Annotated in this window: 13 protein-coding genes; 8 read left to right on the top strand and 5 right to left on the bottom strand. The window is 63.2% G+C overall.

Going from position 1 to position 18582, the window contains the following annotated elements; translation table 11 throughout:
• Positions 1 to 26: 26 nt before the first annotated feature.
• The gene (gene rapA / locus CK486_RS05560; protein ID WP_095939293.1) at positions 27 to 2870 is read right to left on the bottom strand and encodes an RNA polymerase-associated protein RapA; all 2844 of its coding nucleotides are present in this window, start codon (positions 2868 to 2870) and stop codon (positions 27 to 29) included.
• A gap of 196 nt (positions 2871 to 3066) precedes the next feature.
• On the opposite strand from rapA, the gene CK486_RS05555 reads away from it, so the two are divergent.
• The 4 genes from CK486_RS05555 (at position 3067) to ccoM (ending at position 4375) form a co-directional block, all read left to right on the top strand.
• Positions 3067 to 3360: an aspartate-semialdehyde dehydrogenase gene (locus tag CK486_RS05555; protein WP_095939292.1), complete on the top strand. Its 294-nt coding sequence runs from the start codon at positions 3067 to 3069 to the stop codon at positions 3358 to 3360.
• Positions 3360 to 3962, top strand: a complete 603-nt coding sequence (locus CK486_RS05550; RefSeq protein ID WP_095939291.1) for an alpha-ketoglutarate-dependent dioxygenase AlkB — start codon at positions 3360 to 3362, stop codon at positions 3960 to 3962. Before CK486_RS05555 ends, CK486_RS05550 begins: the two co-directional genes overlap by 1 nt.
• Positions 3955 to 4113, top strand: a complete 159-nt coding sequence (locus tag CK486_RS18050) for a hypothetical protein (RefSeq protein WP_095939290.1) — start codon at positions 3955 to 3957, stop codon at positions 4111 to 4113. Before CK486_RS05550 ends, CK486_RS18050 begins: the two co-directional genes overlap by 8 nt.
• A gap of 145 nt (positions 4114 to 4258) precedes the next feature.
• Complete coding sequence (gene ccoM / locus CK486_RS18395; protein WP_305885195.1) at positions 4259 to 4375, top strand: cytochrome c oxidase subunit CcoM; 117 nt, start codon at positions 4259 to 4261, stop codon at positions 4373 to 4375.
• 112 nt (positions 4376 to 4487) lie between these two features.
• On the opposite strand, the gene CK486_RS05540 is transcribed toward ccoM, so the two are convergent.
• The 3 genes from CK486_RS05540 to CK486_RS05530 form a co-directional block, all read right to left on the bottom strand.
• Positions 4488 to 4958 carry a MaoC family dehydratase gene (locus tag CK486_RS05540; protein WP_095939289.1) on the bottom strand — a complete coding sequence of 157 codons (471 nt, stop codon included), beginning with the start codon at positions 4956 to 4958 and terminating at the stop codon, positions 4488 to 4490.
• Positions 4955 to 5914 carry an alpha/beta hydrolase gene (locus CK486_RS05535; RefSeq protein ID WP_095939288.1) on the bottom strand — a complete coding sequence of 320 codons (960 nt, stop codon included), beginning with the start codon at positions 5912 to 5914 and terminating at the stop codon, positions 4955 to 4957. Before CK486_RS05535 ends, CK486_RS05540 begins: the two co-directional genes overlap by 4 nt.
• A 62-nt stretch (positions 5915 to 5976) precedes the next feature.
• The gene (locus CK486_RS05530) at positions 5977 to 6693 is read right to left on the bottom strand and encodes an ABC transporter substrate-binding protein (RefSeq protein WP_095939287.1); all 717 of its coding nucleotides are present in this window, start codon (positions 6691 to 6693) and stop codon (positions 5977 to 5979) included.
• A 184-nt stretch (positions 6694 to 6877) separates the two neighbouring features.
• Between CK486_RS05530 and fadD2 the strand changes: the two genes are divergently transcribed.
• From fadD2 to katG, 4 genes are all read left to right on the top strand, one after another.
• Complete coding sequence (gene fadD2, locus CK486_RS05525; RefSeq protein WP_095939286.1) at positions 6878 to 8569, top strand: long-chain-fatty-acid--CoA ligase FadD2; 1692 nt, start codon at positions 6878 to 6880, stop codon at positions 8567 to 8569.
• Positions 8570 to 8855: 286 nt separating this feature from the next.
• Entirely contained in the window at positions 8856 to 10544 is a 1689-nt protein-coding gene (fadD1, locus tag CK486_RS05520; protein ID WP_095939285.1) for a long-chain-fatty-acid--CoA ligase FadD1, read from the top strand.
• Positions 10545 to 10679: 135 nt separating this feature from the next.
• Positions 10680 to 14717: an ATP-dependent RNA helicase HrpA gene (hrpA, locus tag CK486_RS05515; RefSeq protein ID WP_095939284.1), complete on the top strand. Its 4038-nt coding sequence runs from the start codon at positions 10680 to 10682 to the stop codon at positions 14715 to 14717.
• Between the two features lie 207 nt (positions 14718 to 14924).
• The gene (gene katG / locus CK486_RS05510; RefSeq protein WP_095939283.1) at positions 14925 to 17132 is read left to right on the top strand and encodes a catalase/peroxidase HPI; all 2208 of its coding nucleotides are present in this window, start codon (positions 14925 to 14927) and stop codon (positions 17130 to 17132) included.
• 108 nt (positions 17133 to 17240) lie between these two features.
• Here the strand turns inward: katG and sstT are convergent, their stop codons facing one another.
• Complete coding sequence (gene sstT, locus CK486_RS05505; protein WP_095939282.1) at positions 17241 to 18455, bottom strand: serine/threonine transporter SstT; 1215 nt, start codon at positions 18453 to 18455, stop codon at positions 17241 to 17243.
• Positions 18456 to 18582 lie beyond the last annotated feature (127 nt).

The following is an 18582-nucleotide window of genomic DNA, read 5'->3' as shown; positions in this document are numbered from 1 at the left end:
CCTGAAGCCAGGCGCCATGTTCATGCTCAGCCCGCCACCAGGACGCGGATAGCTTCCAGGCGCAGGGCAGCTTTGTCGAGGAAGGCCAGGCTTTCGTCACGCTGGCGCCGGGTCGCCTCAATCTCGCTGTCGCGCACTGTCGGATTGACGGCTTTGAGGGCGGTCAGGCGGGCCAGTTCTTCATCCAGTTCGGCAGCCAGGCGCCGCTTGGCTTCGGCAACACGGGCGGCATGCTGCGGCGCAATCTTGGTCTCGGCGGCGCCAATCTGCTTGCTCAGGGCATCGCGCTGGGCCTGCACGAACTTGTTGGCGCTGCCGCGCGGCACGCTTTCCAGCTGATCGTTGAGGGTGTCGAAGGCGACCTTGCTGGCCAGATCATTGCCGTTGCTGTCGAGCAGGCAGCGCAGCGCCACCGGCGGGAAGAAACGGCCAAGCTGCAGGGTCTTGGGTGCCACGGCCTCGCTGACGAACAGCAGTTCGAGCAGCACGGTACCGGGCTTGAGTGCCTTGTTCTTGATCAGCGCCACGGCGGTGTTGCCCATCGAGCCGGACAGCACCAGGTCCATGCCACCCTGCACCATGGGGTGTTCCCAGGTGATGAACTGCATGTCTTCGCGGGCCAGCGCCAGGTCGCGGTCGTAGCTGATGGTCACGCCTTCGTCGTCGCCTAATGGGAAGCCGGCATCCAGCATCTTCTCGCCGGGCTTGAGGATCAGGGCGTTGTCCGAATGGTCTTCGCTGTCGATGCCGAAGGCGTCGAGCAGCTCTTCCATGTAGATCGGCAGGCTGAACTGGTCGTCCTGCTCGAGGATGGCCTCGACCAGCGCTTCACCCTCGCCGGCCCCCCCGGAGTTCAGCTCCAGTAGGCGGTCGCGGCCGCTGTGCAGCTCGCCTTCCAGGCGCAGGCGCTCATTTTTGGCGTCGTTGATCAGTGCCTGCCAGGCGGCATCGTCGCCACCTTCCAGCAAGGGCAGCAGGCGCGGGCCGAACTGATGCTGCAGGGCGTTGCCGGTCGGGCAGGTATTAAGGAAGGCGTTCAGCGCCTCGTGGTACCACTGGAACAGGCGAGCCTGGGCGCTGTCTTCCAGATAGGGCGCATGCAGCTGAATGGTGTGCTTCTGACCAATGCGGTCCAGACGACCGATGCGCTGCTCGAGCAGGTCAGGGTGGGCGGGCAGGTCGAACAGCACCAGGTGGTGGCTGAACTGGAAGTTGCGGCCTTCACTGCCGATCTCGGAACAGATCAGCACCTGGGCACCGAATTCCTCGTCGGCGAAGTAGGCAGCCGCCCGGTCGCGCTCAAGGATGCTCATGCCTTCATGGAACACCGTGGCCGGAATGCCGGAGCGCACGCGCAGGGCGTCTTCCAGATCCAGCGCGGTTTCGGCGTGGGCGCAGATCACCAGGACCTTGACCTTTTTCAGCATCTTCAGGGTGTCGATCAGCCATTCGACGCGCGGGTCGAAGCGCCACCAGCGCTCTTCTTCGCCATCCTGCTGGGCCTGGAAGCTGACTTCCGGGTAGAGGTCCGGGTGCTCGCCCAGCGGCAGCTCCATGTATTCGGCCGGATTGGGCAGCGGGTAGGGGTGCAGGTTGCGTTCGGGGAACCCCTGTACTGCGGCGCGGGTGTTGCGAAACAGCACGCGGCCGGTGCCGTGACGGTCGAGCAGTTCGCGCACCAGGCGGGCGCGTGCTTCTTCATCGCCGCTGGCGATTTCAGCCAGCAGGCTGTCGCCCTCGGCGCCGAGGAAGCCCTGAATGGCCTCGCGCGCCTCTTTGCTGAGCTGGCCGTGATCGAGCAGCTCCTGCACCGCTTCGGCCACCGGCTTGTACTGCGCGCTCTCGGCGCGGAAGGCTTCCAGATCGTGGAAACGATCCGGGTCCAGCAGGCGCAGGCGGGCGAAGTGACTGTCCAGCCCCAACTGCTCCGGCGTGGCTGTCAGCAGCAGCACGCCGGCGCTGCGCCGGGCCAGTTGCTCGACCAGCCGGTACTCGGCGCTGGCACTTTCCGGGTGCCAGACCAGGTGGTGGGCTTCGTCGACCACCAGCAGGTCCCAGCCGGCAGCGAGCACGGCCTCGGCGGCTTTGCTGTCGTCCTTCAGCCATTCCAGGGCAACCAGCGCCAGCTGGGTATCCTCGAACGGGTTGTCGGCATCGCTCTCGATGAAACGCTCTTCATCGAACAGCGCCACCTGCAGGTTGAAGCGCCGGCGCATTTCCACCAGCCACTGGTGCTGGAGGTTTTCCGGTACCAGGATCAGCACGCGGCTGGCGCGGCCCGAGAGCAGCTGGCGATGGATCACCAGGCCGGCTTCGATGGTTTTGCCCAGGCCCACTTCGTCGGCCAGCAGAACGCGCGGGGCGATGCGGTCGGCCACTTCGCGGGCGATGTGCAGCTGGTGGGCAATCGGTTGGGCACGGCTGCCGCCCAGTCCCCAGAGGTTCGACTGGAGCAGGCGCGAGCGGTGCTCCAGGGTGTGGTAGCGCAGGGCGAACCAGTTCAGCGGATCGATCTGCCCGGCGAACAGGCGGTCGCTGGCCAGGCGGAACTGGATGAAGTTGGACAGCTGGGTTTCCGGCAGGGTGCACAGCTCGTTCTGCGCGTTGAGGCCGTGGTAGATCAGCAGGCCGTCGACATCATCGACGCTCTGCACGGTCATCTTCCAGTTGTCGAAGTGGGTGATCTCGTCACCGGGGGCGAAGCGCACGCGGGTCAGCGGGGCGTTGCGCTGGGCGTACTGGCGGGTTTCGCCGGTGGCCGGGTAGAGCACGGTGAGCAGGCGACCGTCGGCGGTTAGGATGGTGCCCAGTCCGAGTTCCGCCTCGCTGTCACTGATCCAACGTTGTCCTGGTTCATACTGCTGTGCCATGCGACTTCCCGCCATGTGATTGTTACGCCTGCCAAAAAAAGCCGGCTATGGTAGCGGAACAGTGTGCACAGGGCGACGGAAAAACCGGCGGGGCTGGCAGGAAACCATTCCGCAAAGCACCTTTCCAATGCAGTGTAGCGAGCACGCATCAAGTCGCCTGGGTTCAGGCCGACAGCCTGATAAAAGGAGCATCAGTATGTTGCCGCCTATCCCTCACAGTCTGGCCCCGGTCACGGCGCAGCAGGATCCGGTCAAGCCGCGCGCGGAGATCCCGCCGGTGACGCCCGCTCAGGGCGCTTCTGCCGAAGCGGCGATCACCCTCGACCGCCGTCATCCGCAGGAGGTTGCCGAGCGCCTGCGCGAGGAGCAGCGCCGGCGCCAGCGCAAGGGGCACACCCCGCAGGAAATGGCCGAGCATCAGGACGAGGAGGTCGCGCCAGGGCTGGAGGATCTGCCGCGCCAGGGGCTGTGGGTGGATGTGGAGGTGTGATGCTGTTTGCCGATGAGCCGCTGCAGCTGGCGGATGCCGAGCTGCACTGGTTGCCGCAGTGGTTGTCGCCCGAGATGGCTGATGCCTGGCTGGCGCAGTTGCTGCGTGAAACCCCCTGGAGTCAGCCGCAACTGTTCATTCATGGCCGCTGGCTGGCGACGCCGCGTCAGGTGGCCTGGTATGGCGATGCGCAGGCGCGTTACCGTTATTCCGGTGTTGAACATCAGCCCCTGCCCTGGACGCCGCTGCTTGCCGAGATTCGTCGTCAGGTCGAGGCGCAGGTGGGCCAGCCGCTGAATGCGGTGCTGCTCAACCTGTATCGCGATGGTCAGGATTCCATGGGCTGGCACAGTGACGACGAGGCCGAACTGGGGCGCAATCCGCTGATCGCCTCGCTCAGCCTGGGTGGCGAGCGGCGTTTCGATCTGCGGCGTAAGGGCGGGACGCGCATCGAGCATTCCCTGATGCTGGGGCATGGCTCGCTGCTGGTCATGGCCGGGCAAACCCAGCATCATTGGCAGCATCAGGTGGCCAAGACGCGCAAGCCCTGCGCGCCACGGCTCAATCTCACCTTTCGCCTGGTAGGGCCGCGCCATGAGTGAAGACAAGCTGATCGACTTCTCTGCCGAGCGATGCAAGCGCATCCATGACGTGCACGAGAAACGTCTGCAGGAGATGCGTCAGGCCTTCGAACAGGCCATGCCGCTCGCGGTTGTCAAAAAAAAGGCCAAGAACAAGCCGAAGAAACGCTGAAAGCTCGCTCTTTTGATCTGCGTCAGTCCTGATCCACGACGGGCTATCGCTGTTTGCGGCTATTGATGCAGATCAATTTTCCTCACTCCTGCGCTGGTAACGTGGAGCCATCCTTTCAAGGCGCCACAGTTGCAGGAGGCTCCCCATGTTTCTCGATGAAGTCGTACTTTCCGGAATTCTGATCGTTGGTCTGTGTGTGGTGTTCTGCGCAGGCGTCGGTGTTTTCATCTGGAAGGACTCGCACAAGCGCAAGCAAGGCTAGTTCTTCCGGTTTACAGGCACGCAAGGCATTTTGGGCGATTTGAATCGCCCATTTTTTTTGCCTGATATGAAAAAGCGGCCACTGAGGCCGGCTTTTTCATAGGCTGCTGCGGTCAGGCGATGGTGACCTGAGGCATCGCCGGCATGCTCACCGTCTGCGCGGCGCGCGGGGCCAGCACTTCGGCTTCGCCATCGACAACCTGCTCGGCGTTCTGATTGAACACGCGGGTGGCCAGGCGCACGCGCCCCTTGGGCAGTTTTTCCAGTACTTCCAGTTCCACGGTTAGGGTGTCGCCGAGTTTCACCGGGCGGGTGAAACGGAGTTGCTGGCCGAGGTAAATGGTGCCAGGGCCGGGCAGTTCACAGGCGATGGCGGCACTGATCAGTGCGCCGCTGAACATGCCGTGTGCAATCCGCTCCTTGAACAGGGTTTCGGCGGCGAACGCCGCATCCAGGTGTACCGGGTTGTTGTCACCGGAGACGGCAGCAAACAGCTGCACGTCGCGTTCTTCCACGGTCTTGCTGATGCTGGCCTTCTGGCCGACTTCAAGGGCGTCGTAGGGTATGTTGCTGACCTGAGTCATGCGGGCTCCTGTTGCGGGGGGGGGCACTGGCGAGGGCGGGTAAGCGCCTGTTCCAGCCAGTGGGTCAAATAAGCGGTCACTTCGTCGCGATTGCTTTCGTTGAGCAGCTCATGGCGGCCGTCGGCGTAAATCTTCAGCTCAACATCCGTGAGGCCTGCTCGACGAAGTGCTTCAGCGAGATCGCGTAGGCGCTTGCCCTGACTGACCGGGTCACGTTCACCACCGACCACCAGGATAGGAAGGTCGTTTTCGATCTGTGCCAGGTTATCGGTCGGGGTGATTTGCTGCAGACCACCCAGCAGATCAATCCATAGCTGGGTGGTACAGATAAAGCCACAGAGCGGATCGTTGATATAGCGATCCACTTCCGTCGTGTCGCGGCTAAGCCAGTCGAACTCACTGCGGTTGGGCTTGAAGGCTTTATTGAATGAGCCGAATGACAGGAAATTGAGCAGCTTGCTACGGCCCGTCGGACCCAGGCGCCAGCGTTCAGCGCGGGCAATCCATTCGGCGGCGCGGTAGAGCGCCTCCGGTTGGTAGTTAGAGCCAGAAAGGATGGCTGCCTGCAGGCTGCAGCTGTGCTGCATCAGATAGGCCTGGCCAATGTAAGTTCCCATGCTGTGGGCAAGCAGCACGATGGGCGCATGTGGCAGTTGCTGGCGGATGTGATGGTTGAGCGTGGCCAGATCGCCAACCACCTTGCTCCAGCCGTCGCTGTCGGCATAGTGACCTAGGGTTCCATGCTCGGCCGTCCGGCCATGGCCGCGCAGATCGAGCGCGTAGAGACTGATGCCGATGGCGGCCAGCGCTTCTCCCAAGCGCGCATAGCGGCCGCTGTGTTCGGCCATGCCGTGGGCCAGCATGACCGCCGCCCGCGGCGCCTGTTCGGGTGCCCAGTGATTGACGAAGAGCGGGGTGGCATCAGTGGCGCTTAGCCAGTAGGCATCGTGCAGCATATCGGGTCCTTTTGCCCGGAGTGTGCAGGCATTGTGCACAAGCGGCTTAGCCGCGCAAAGCCTCAGCGAACCGATGTGCGCAGAATGCGCAGGTACTCGCCGCTCTCCAGCAGCTGTTTGAGGCCGTCATCGAACTGTTCGATCAGATCCTCTTCGCCGTTGCGGGTCGGGCGCAGACCGACCAGCAATGGAATGCGTTCATGCATGCGCCCCTGCCAGATCAGTTGCTGGCCCAGGAGCGGCTCCTCATGCAGCAGATGCAGGCCGACCTCACGTTCCAGTAGTACGAGATCGAAGCGCTTGGCCGCCAGCTTGCGCAGGTTGCTGATGTCGCTGGCGGCTTCCTCGGGTATCACGCCAGAGAGCAGGCGTTTGGGATAGGCATAGCCGCGGACAATACCGACGCGCAGGCCTTTGAGGTCCTCTAGGGGAAGCCCCAGCAGAGGACTGTCGCGGCGTATGAAAAAGCCCATTTCGCTGTAGGCCAGCGGGCGCGATGGACGCAGGTCCAAGCCGACCAGGTCCGTGGGCCAGAGCGGCAGGGCGCCGTCATAGTCCCCGCGTTTTATGGCCAGTACGACACGCGCCCAGGGCATGTAGTCGACTATCAGGCTGTGGCCGTGCCGCTCAAGGGCGGCACGGCTCAGTGCCACCAGCGTGCCGCCTTCCTGCAGTCTCGGGCTGCTGAACGGCGGGTAGTCGAGGCTGGCCAGCCGGATCTCCCGGGCCTGAAGTCCGAGGCAACTAAGCAGGCAGATCAGTAGCAGGCCAAGTCGCATGGAAAAGTTTCCGAGTCTGTTTAACGACTATAGCCAAGCGCGGCTGTTGGCCTGACATTGTTGTAAACAATTCAGCGGGTCAATAGCACTGGTCACACTATATGCCGTGGCCGGCGGAGCTGATAACGTCGGTCCATCCCGCAAGCAGCGGGCCAGACACACTCAGGCCGGAGGATAAAAATAAATGCAGGCTGATTTCTGGAACGACAAGCGCCCGCCGGGCGTGCCCAATGATATCGACCCGAGCGCTTATGCTTCAGTTGTTGAAGTGTTCGAGCGCTCGTGCAAGAAGTTCGCTGACCGCCCGGCGTTCAGCAATATGGGCGTGACCCTCACCTACGCCGAGCTGGATCGCCTGTCGGCCGCCTTTGCCGCCTACCTGCAGCGCCATACCGATCTCAAGCCCGGCGAGCGCATCGCCGTGCAGATGCCCAATATCCTGCAATACCCGATCGCCGTGTTCGGCGCATTGCGCGCCGGCCTTATCGTGGTCAACACCAACCCGCTGTACACCGCGCGGGAAATGAAGCACCAGTTCAAGGATGCCGGCGTTCGTGCGCTGGTTTACGTCAACCTGTTTGGCCACCTGGTGCAGGAGGTACTGCCGGATACCAGCATCGATTACCTGATCGAGGCGCGCATGGGCGACATGCTGCCAAGCCTCAAGGGTTGGCTGGTCAATACCGTGGTGAAAAAGGTCAAGAAGATGGTGCCGGCCTATCACCTCCCGCTGGCCCTGTCGTTCAAAAGCGTGCTGGCCGAGGGCAGGGGGTGCGCTCTCAAACCTGTGTCACTGAGCCTGGACGACATTGCCGTGCTGCAGTACACCGGCGGCACCACCGGGGTAGCCAAGGGCGCCATGCTCACCCACGGCAATCTGGTGGCCAACATGCAGCAGGTCGATGCCTGTCTGTCGCAGCTGGACGACAATGGCCAGCCGCTGATGAAACAGGGGCAAGAGATCATGATCGCGCCGCTGCCGCTTTACCACATCTATGCCTTCACCGCGAACTGCATGTGCATGATGGTCAACGGCAACCACAACATCCTGATCACCAATCCGCGGGATATTCCCGGATTTGTCAAAGAGCTGAAAAAGTGGCGCTTCTCTGCGCTGCTGGGGCTCAATACCCTGTTCGTGGCGTTGATGGACCATCCCGAGTTCAAGGATCTGGACTTCTCCAATCTCAAGGTCACCAACTCCGGTGGTACGGCGCTGGTCAAGGCAACCGCCGAGCGTTGGCAGGCCATGACCGGCTGCCCGGTGGTGGAGGGTTACGGTCTGACCGAAACCTCGCCGGTGGCCAGCACCAACGGCTACGGCAAGCTGGCCCGTCTCGGCACTGTGGGCATTCCGGTGCCGGGAACGGCATTCAAGGTGATCGATGACGACGGCCATGAACTGCCGGTCGGCGAGCGTGGCGAGCTGTGCATCAAGGGGCCGCAGGTGATGAAAGGCTACTGGCAGCGTCCGGAAGCCACCGCCGAGGTGATGGATGCCGAGGGCTGGTTCAAGAGCGGTGACATCGCGGTGATTGACCCGGATGGCTTTGTGCGCATCGTCGATCGCAAGAAGGACATGATTATTGTCTCCGGCTTCAACGTGTATCCCAACGAGATCGAGGATGTGGTCATGGCTCACCCGCAGGTGGCCAGCTGTGCCGCCATCGGCGTGCCGGACGAGCGTTCCGGGGAAGCGGTGAAGCTGTTCGTGGTGCCTCGTGCAGGCGGGGCGGTGACGGTCGAGGAGCTCAAGGCCTACTGCAAGGAGAACTTCACCGGTTACAAGGTCCCGCGGCACATTGTGCTCAAGGATGCCCTGCCCATGACCCCGGTCGGCAAGATCCTGCGGCGCGAGCTGCGCGATATCGCCTGATCCCTTATCGGTCAGAAACCCCGCGGTTTCATTACGCGGGGTTTTTTATGGCGATTTTTCCGGTTCTCGGTGAACGGTTGTTGCTTGAAAGATGACTGGTTGCGGCATTTCTGGTCACTTTTGAGACTGGTGAGGGCAGTTTTGGCTCTGGTTAGCCACTGGCAAAGCTGCTACGCTCGACCGGTTTTTTGCCAACTGCCAGGCAGAAAAGCGCACAGAACACAATAAACAACCACCCCTTCGGGGGGGGTGAAGATCAGTTGTTGCTTTAGGAGAGTGGGCCTCCATGACTGCTAATTTCTGGAAGGACAAATACCCTGCGGGCATTCCTGCCGAAATCAATCCCGATCAGTACCCGAACATCCTCGCGGTCCTGAAGGAGTCCTGCCAACGCTTTGCCGCCAAACCGGCGTTCAGCAGCCTGGGCAAAACCCTTACCTATGCACAGGTGTACGAACTGTCAGGCGCCTTCGCTGCGTATCTGCAGCAGCACACCAGCCTGCAGCCGGGTGACCGTATCGCCGTGCAGATGCCGAACATCCTGCAATACCCGGTGGTGGTTTTCGGTGCCATGCGCGCCGGCCTTATCGTAGTCAACACCAACCCGCTGTACACCGCGCGGGAGATGGAACACCAGTTCAATGACTCCGGCGCCAAGGCGCTGGTGTGCCTGGCCAACATGGCCCACCTGGCCGAGGAAGTGCTGCCCAAGACCGGCATCAAGCACGTGGTCGTGACCGAAGTGGGCGACATGCTGCCGCCGCTCAAGCGTCTCTTGGTCAACACCGTGGTCAAGCACGTGAAGAAGATGGTGCCGGCGTTCAATCTGCCGCAGGCCGTCAAGCTCAACGCCGCGCTGGCCAAGGGCAAGGGCCAGGCCGTCAAGGAAGCCAACCCGGCCTCCGGTGACATTGCCGTGCTGCAGTACACCGGCGGCACCACCGGCGTGGCCAAGGGCGCCATGCTGACCCACCGCAACCTGATCGCCAACATGCTGCAGGTCAAGTCGCTGATGGGCTCCGAGATGAGCGAGGGCGAAGAGGTGCTGATCGCGCCGCTGCCGCTCTACCACATCTACGCCTTCACCTTCCATTGCATGGCCATGATGCTGATTGGCGGTCACAACGTGCTGATCAGCAACCCGCGTGACCTGCCGGCCATGATCAAGGATCTGGCCAAGTACCGCTTCACCGGCTTTGTCGGCCTGAACACCCTGTTCGTGGCGCTGTGCAACAACGAGGAGTTCCGCAAGCTGGACTTCTCCTCGCTGAAAGCCACCTTCTCCGGCGGTATGGCCCTGCAAATGGCCACTGCCGAGCGCTGGAAGGAAGTCACTGGCTGCGCCATCAGTGAAGGTTTCGGCATGACCGAAACCAGCCCGGTGGTGTCGGTAAACCCGTTCCAGAACAACCAGATCGGCACCATCGGTATTCCGGTACCTTCGACCTCCTGCAAAGTGGTCGACGACGAAGGCAAGGACCTGGGCATCGGCGCTATCGGCGAGCTGTGCGTACAGGGCCCGCAGGTGATGAAGGGTTACTGGCAGCGTCAGGAAGCCACCGACGAGATCCTCGACGCCGAGGGCTGGCTGAAGACCGGTGACATCGCCGTGATTCAGGAAGACGGCTACATGCGCATCGTCGACCGCAAGAAGGACATGATTCTGGTCTCCGGTTTCAACGTTTACCCGAACGAGCTGGAAGACGTGCTGGCGACCCTGCCGGGCGTGCTGCAGTGCGCCGCCATCGGTATTCCGGACGAGAAGTCCGGCGAGGCGATCAAGCTGTTCGTGGTGGTCAAACCGGGCGAGAGCCTGACCAAGGAGCAGGTGATGGAGCACATGCGCGCCAACGTCACCGGCTACAAGATGCCCCGTGCCGTGGAGTTCCGCGAGAGCCTGCCGACCACCAACGTCGGCAAGATCCTGCGTCGCGAGCTGCGTGACGAGGAACTCAAGAAGCTGGGCAAGAAGTAAGCTCGCCTGCTTCAGCAAAAGCCCCGCCTCGGCGGGGCTTTTGCTTTTCTGCACGGGTACAGCTCGCCGCGGAACAGTCGCGGGAAGGGAAATCTGCGACAATCGCCGCCTTTCCCGAGACTGCTGCTGTCACCGATGACCAACGCCACGCCTGCCTTCGATCAACTGCACCACAACCTCGACCAGGCCTTGCTGGTCGATCGCCACCGCCTGCGTCGTCAGCTTCACGACCTGCGCAAGTCGGCCGGCACGCCGGGCTGGGATGAAGGCAAACTGACGCAGTGGCTGGAGCGTTTCCAGGCCTCGGTGGCCAAGGTCGAGGCGCGCAGGCGCAGCGTGCCGGTCATGGGTTACGACGATGCCCTGCCGATCGCCGCCAAGCGCGACGAGATCAAGGCCGCGCTGGAAAAGCATCAGGTGCTGGTGATCGCCGGCGAAACCGGCTCGGGCAAGACCACCCAGTTGCCGAAGATCTGTCTGGAGATCGGTCGTGGCGTGCACGGCCTGATCGGCCACACCCAGCCGCGCCGTCTGGCGGCGCGCAGCGTGGCGACCCGTGTGGCCGAGGAGATCGGCACACCGCTGGGTGAGCTGGTCGGCTATCAGGTGCGCTTCGAGGATCAGAGCAAGGACAGCAGCCTGATCAAGCTGATGACCGACGGTATCCTGCTGGCCGAAACCCAGCACGACCGCTACCTGGAAAAGTACGACACCATCATCGTCGACGAGGCCCATGAGCGTTCGCTGAACATCGACTTCCTCCTCGGCTACCTGAAGACCCTGCTGCCGCGCCGCCCCGATCTCAAGGTGATCATTACCTCGGCCACCATCGATCTGGAGCGCTTCAGCAAGCACTTCAACGATGCGCCGATTGTGGAAGTGTCCGGCCGCACCTATCCCGTGGAGACCTGGTACCGCCCGCTGGCGGCCGAGGTGGACGAGGAGGGCGAGAGCCTGCTGGATGACCTGACCGTCGATCAGGGCATCCTCGCCGCGCTGGACGAAATCGCCGCCCATGAGAAGGCCGAGGGCAAGCGCCCTGGCGATGTGCTGATCTTCCTCCCCGGCGAGCGCGAGATCCGCGAGGCTGCCGAGGTGCTGCGCAAGGCCAATCTGCGCCTGACCGAGGTACTGCCGCTGTATGCGCGGCTGACTCCGGCCGAGCAGCAGAAAATCTTCGCACCCATGGCCGGGCGCAAGATCGTGCTGGCCACCAACGTGGCGGAAACCTCGCTGACCGTGCCGGGCATCCGTTATGTGATCGACTCCGGTACGGCGCGTATCAGCCGCTACAGCTACCGTGCCAAGGTTCAGCGCCTGCCCATCGAGGCCATCTCCCAGGCCAGCGCCAACCAGCGCAAGGGTCGTTGCGGGCGGGTCGAGCCGGGCATCTGCGTGCGCCTGTACAGCGAGGAGGATTTCCTCGGCCGTCCGGCCTTCACTGATCCGGAAATACTGCGTACCAACCTGGCCGCCGTGATTCTGCAGATGCTGCACCTGCGTCTGGGCAGCATCGAGGCCTTCCCCTTTATCGAGCCGCCGGATGGCAAGGCCATCAGCGATGGCTTCACCCTGTTGCAGGAACTCTCGGCGGTCAACCGCGAGGGCCAGCTGACACCGCTGGGCCGGCAGCTGGCGCGCCTGCCCATCGACCCGCGCCTGGGCCGTATGGTGCTTGAGGCGGCCAAGCTGGGCAGCCTGGACGAGATACTCATTGTCGCCTCGGCGCTGTCGGTACAGGACCCGCGCGAGCGGCCGATGGACCGCCAGCAGGCCGCCGACCAGGCCCATGCCCAGTGGAAGGATGTGGATTCCGACTTCGCCGCGCTGATCAACCTGTGGCGCGGCTTCGAGAAGAAGCGCCAGGAGCTGGGCAGCAATCCGCTGCGCAGCTGGTGCAAGAAGAACTTCCTCAATTACATGCGCCTGCGCGAATGGCGCGACGCGCACCGCCAACTGGTGCTGATCGCCCGCGAGCTGCAGCTGGCGGCGGCGAAAGCTCCGGATAAGCGTGAGCGCCAGCCGGCGCCCCAGCCGGTCAAGCCGACCAACGACACCAAGGTCAATGTGATTGCCCGTGAACAGGCCGAGGCCAGTGAAGCGGTGCAGCGCGCCAAGAACTATGCCGCGGTGCACAAGGCGATCCTCTCCGGCCTGCTCAGTCAGATCGGCCAGAAGACCGAGGACGGCGATTACCTCGGCGCGCGTCAGCGGCGTTTCTGGATTCATCCCTCTTCGGTGATCGGCCGCAAGAAGCCGGCCTGGGTGATGGCCGCCGAACTGGTGGAAACCACCAAGCTATTCGCCCGCATGGTCGCCAAGATCGAGCCGGACTGGATCGAGCCGCTGGCCGGCCATCTGATCAAGAAAAACCACTTCGAGCCGCACTGGGAGAAGAAGCGCGGCCAGGTGGTGGCCTACGAGCAGGTGACGCTCTATGGTCTGATCGTGGTCGGTCGCCGACCGGTGCACTATGGGCCGGTCGATCCGGTGGCCGCGCGCGAGCTGTTTATCCGCGAAGGGCTGGTCGGGGGTGAAATCAACAGCCGCGCCAAATGCCTTACGGCCAACCGCGAGCTGCTGGAGCTGCTCGATGAGCTGGAGGCCAAGGCCCGCCGACGCGACATTCTCGCCGACGAAGAAACCCTGTTCGCCTACTACGATGCCAGGCTGCCGGCCGATATCTGCCAGGCCGCCAGCTTCGACAGCTGGTACAAGCAGGGCAGCGCCAAGGACCCGCAGCTGCTGCTGATGCGCGAGGAGGATGTACTGGCCCGAGAGGCCAGTGAGGTTACCGCCGCGCAGTACCCGGACCAGTTGCGTATTGGTGAGTTGCGCCTGCCGCTCACCTATCACTTCGAGCCCGGCCATGCCCGCGATGGTGTGACTCTGCGCGTGCCGGCGCCCCTGCTGCCGCAGCTTCCGGCCGAGCGCCTGGAGTGGCTGGTGCCGGGTCTGCTGGAGGCCAAGGCCATCGCTTTGGTGCGCGGTCTGCCCAAGGCTATCCGCAAGAACTTCGTGCCGGTGCCGGATTTCGTCGGCGCGGCCCTGTCGAAGATCGCCTTTGGCGAGGGTTCTCTGCCTGAATCGCTCGGCCGCGAACTGACCCGCATGACCGGCGCCCGCGTGTCAGAGGAAGCCTGGGCCGAATCGGCGGCGGGTCTGGAGGCGCATCTGCGCATGAACCTTGAAGTGGTGGATGCGCGCGGCAAGTTCCTCGGCGAAGGCCGTGATCTGGCCGAGCAGTGCGCGCGCTTCGCCGAGGCCAGTCAGGCGGCGCTGGCCATTCCGCAGCAGAAGCAGGAACAGAAGCCCGTCGAGGCCAAGGCTTTTGCTCAGGTCGCCGAGAAGACCCAGCAGAAGATCGCCGGCCTCTCGATGACGGTGTTCCCGGCGCTGGTCGAGGAGGCGGGCGAGGTCAAGGAAGGGCGCTTTGCCACACAGGCCGAAGCCGACTACCAGCATCGTCGTGCCCTGCAGCGACTGCTCCTGCAGCAACTGGCCGAGCCGGCCAAGTACCTGCGTGGCAAGCTGCCGGGGCTGACCGAGCTGGGCTTGCTGTACCGCGAGCTGGGCCGCCCCGAAGCGCTGGTCGAAGATATTCTGCTGGCCAGTCTGGATGCCTGCATTCTCGAGGGTGAGCCGCAGTTGCCGCGCGATGGTGCGGCGCTGGCCGCTCTGGCCGAACGCAAGCGCGGTGACTGGGCGGCGCATGCCGAGCGTATCGCCCGTCTGACCCTGAGCATCCTGCAGCTGGCCCACGGCCTGCAAAAGCGCTTTAAGGGCAAGATCGACCTGGCCCAGGCCATGGCCCTGAATGACATCAAGCTGCAACTGAGCCATCTGGTCTATGCGGGCTTTGTGCGTGAAACCCCGGCCGAGTGGCTCAGGGAAGTGCCGCGCTACCTCAAGGCCATCGAGCAGCGCTTCGATAAAATTGCCGCACAGCTGCAGCGTGACCGCGTGTGGACCGCCGAGCTCACTGCCGCCTGGGAGCAATACCAGGCCCGCGCCGCCAAGCATGCTCAGGAGGGCAAGCGTGATGCCGAGCTGGTGCTGTATCGCTGGATGCTGGAGGAATACCGCGTTTCGCTGTTCGCCCAGCAACTGGGCACCAGGATGGCAGTGTCGGACAAGCGGCTGAGCAAACAGTGGAGTGCAGTGGAGGCCTAGAGCCTTCCTGCACCGGGCAGGCTCGGTCAAAGAGAGCACTTTGTATTCGTTTGCAACACTCCATCTGAGAGCGGCTGACTAACGGGGCTTCCGCTGTCTAGTTCCTGACTACTATCAGTGCCATTCCCAAAACCTATTGGCGAGGTTTGGGGGCCAGGGTCAACACTCTGTCCACGAATTAGGCGCAAGCAAAAGGAAGGAAAGACCATGTCAAACGAAGCCAAATGCCCGTTCGCTGCCGGTGCTGCCAAGCACACCATTGCCGGAGGCCCGTCGAATGCCGACTGGTGGCCCAATCAGCTCAAGCTGAGCATTCTTCATCAGCATTCTGCCAAGTCCGACCCCATGGGCGAGGCGTTCAACTACGCCGAGGAATTCAAGAAGCTGGACCTCGACGCCCTGGTCAAGGACCTCACCGCGCTGATGACCGACTCCCAGGACTGGTGGCCGGCCGACTGGGGGCACTACGGTGGTCTGATGATCCGCATGGCCTGGCACGCCGCCGGTACCTACCGGATTCAGGATGGCCGCGGCGGTGCCGGCACCGGCAACCAGCGCTTTGCCCCGCTCAACAGCTGGCCGGACAATGGCAACCTGGATAAAGCCCGTCGTCTGTTGTGGCCGATCAAGCAGAAATACGGCCGCCAGATTTCCTGGGCCGACCTGTTCATTCTGGCCGGTAACGTCGCCCTAGAGTCCATGGGCTTCAAGACCTTCGGTTTTGCCGGTGGTCGTGCCGACATCTGGGAACCGGAAGAGGATATCTACTGGGGTGCCGAGCGCGAGTGGCTGGCCACCAGTGACAAGCCCAACAGCCGTTATCAGGGTGATCGCCAGCTCGACAATCCGCTGGCGGCAGTACAGATGGGCCTGATCTATGTGAACCCCGAAGGCCCGGACGGCAACCCTGATCCGGTAGCGTCCGGCCGTGATGTGCGGGAAACCTTTGCCCGCATGGCGATGAACGACGAGGAAACCGTGGCGCTGGTCGCCGGCGGTCACACCTTTGGCAAGGCCCACGGCGCTGGCGATCCGTCGCTGGTCGGCCCGGAGCCGGAAGCCGCGGGTATCGAAGAACAGGGCCTGGGCTGGATCAATAAGTTCGGCAGTGGCAAGGGCGTGCACACCACTACCAGCGGCATCGAGGGTGCCTGGAAGCCTAATCCCACCACCTGGGACAACGGCTACTTCGACATGCTGTTCGGTTACGAGTGGGAGCTGACCAAGAGCCCGGCCGGTGCCCATCAGTGGACCCCGAAGAACTGCAAGCCCGAGCACCTGATTCCCGATGCTCACGATCCGTCGAAGAAACACCCGCCGATGATGACCACCGCCGACCTGTCGCTGCGCATGGATCCGGCGTACGAGAAGATTTCACGGCGCTTCCATCAGGACCCGCAGGTGTTTGCCGATGCCTTCGCCCGTGCCTGGTTCAAGCTGACTCACCGTGACATGGGCCCGCGTGCCCGTTATCTGGGCAAGCTGGTGCCCAAGGAAGAGCTGATCTGGCAGGACCCGGTACCGGCTGTGGATCACCCGCTGGTGAATGAGCAGGATGTGGCAGCGCTCAAGGCCAAGGTGCTGGCTTCCGGCCTCTCGGTCGCGCAACTGGTCACTACCGCCTGGGCCTCGGCCTCGACCTTCCGTGGCAGCGACAAGCGTGGCGGCGCCAACGGTGCGCGCATCCGCCTGGCGCCGCAGAAGGGCTGGGCGGTGAACCAGCCGGCTGAGCTGGCCAAGGTGCTGGCGGTGCTGGAGTCGATCCAGAAAGACTTCAATGCAGCAGCGACCGGCGGCAAGAAAATCTCGCTGGCTGATCTGATTGTGCTGGCCGGTGCAGCAGCGGTTGAGGCAGCGGCCAAACAGGCCGGTGTCGAGGTCAAGGTGCCCTTTGCTCCGGGCCGCACCGATGCCAGTCAGGCGCAGACCGATGTCGAGTCCTTTGCCGTGCTGGAGCCGGCTGCCGATGGTTTCCGAAATTACGTACGGCCGGGGCTGGAGGAGAAGGCGGCCGAGTTGCTGGTCGACAAGGCTCAGTTGCTGACCCTGACCGCGCCGGAAATGACCGTGCTGATCGGTGGCATGCGTGCACTGGGTGCCAACTTCGATCACTCAGGCCATGGCGTATTCACCCAGCGGCCGGGAACTCTGAGCAATGACTTCTTCGTCAATCTGCTCGACATGGGCACTCAGTGGAAACGTTCGGCCAGTGCCGGTGTGCTGGAAGGGCGGGACCGTGCCAGTGGCCAGCTGAAGTGGACGGCGACCGTCACCGATCTGGTGTTCGGCTCCAACTCGCAGCTGCGTGCTCTGGCCGAGGTGTATGCCGCCAGCGATGCGCAGGCGAAGTTCGTCAATGATTTCGTGGCGGCCTGGACCAAGGTGATGAATCTGGATCGTTTCGATCTGGCCTGATGCGGATGGCGGCTGTGCCGCCAAGCCGCTGCAAGAAAAAGCCCCTGACCACAAAGGTCAGGGGCTTTTTTGTTCTGAACCGGCAGTCGTGCCTCTGTGCGGTCGCACTCAGCTGCGAGACTCGCGTGCGAGGCAGGCAGCAGCGGTGAACAGGGCGTCGGTCGATGAGTTGAGCGCCGTTTCCGCACTGTCCTGCAGGATGCCGATGATGAAGCCGATGGCCACGACCTGCAGGGCGACATCACCGGGAATGCCGAACAGGCTGCACGCCAGCGGGATCAGCAGCAGCGAACCGCCGGCTACGCCGGAGGCGCCACAGGCACAGACCGCCGAGACCACGCAGAGCAGCAGGGCACTTGGCAGGTCCACGGCGATGCCGAGGGTGTGCACGGCGGCCAGGGTCAGCACGCTGATGGTGATGGCGGCGCCGGCCATGTTGATGGTGGCTCCCAGCGGAATGGACACGGCATAGGTGTCTTCATGCAAGCCCAGGCGTTCGCACAGTTGCAGGTTTACCGGCACATTGGCCGCCGAGCTGCGGGTAAAGAACGCCGTGATGCCGCTTTCACGCAGGCAGGTCAGCACCAGCGGATAGGGATTGCGGCGGATCTGGCTGAACACGATCAGCGGGTTCACCACCAGGGCGACAAACAGCATGCAGCCGAGCAGTACGGCGAGCAGATGCACATAGCCCAGCAGAGCCTTGAGGCCAGCATCGGCAAAGGTGGTGGCAACCAGACCAAAGACACCCAGCGGCGCGCAGCGAATCACCGCGCGCACGATGAGAGTCACCCCCTGGGCAAGGTCATGGAACACGGCGCGTGTGCTGTCACTGCCATGACGGATGGCCAGGCCGATACCGATGGCCCAGGCCAGAATCCCGACAAAGTTGGCCTTGAGCAGGGCATTGACCGGGTTGTCCACCACATTGAGTGCCAGCGTCTTGAGTACTTCGGCGATACCGCCCGGTGGGCTGGCATTCTGGGCGCTCTCGGCCAGCACCAGGGTGGAGGGCCACAGGGAGCTGGCCACCACCGCAACCACGGCGGCAGCGAGCGTGCCGATCAGATACAGCAGCAGGATCGGACGGATATGCGTCGGTTGCCCGGGGCTGTGGTTGGCAATCGCCGAGGCCACCAGAATGAAGACCAGAACGGGAGCAACGGCTTTCAGGGCGCTGATGAACAGGTTGCCGAGAAACCCGACGCTGGCGGTGGCCTCAGGCCAGAGCCAGGCGAGCAGAATCCCGGCCAGCAGGCCAAGGGCAATCTGCGCGACCAGGCTGGTGTGGTTGATGATGTGCAAAAGCGGGCGGAGGATCATGGGTGTGTTCCTGGCAACGGGCAGCCGGTGGTAACCGGGGGCCGGGTGGTTCGCTGTGAATGCGGATAGGCAGGTCACGCGAGTGAGAGTCTGGTGGTAACCCTAGACCCTGGTAAGCAGGCGCGAT

The sequence above is a fragment of the Pseudomonas sp. HAR-UPW-AIA-41 genome (genome assembly GCF_002304225.1).
Lineage (GTDB): Bacteria > Pseudomonadota > Gammaproteobacteria > Pseudomonadales > Pseudomonadaceae > Aquipseudomonas.
This window is presented reverse-complemented; position numbering and strand designations above follow the sequence as displayed.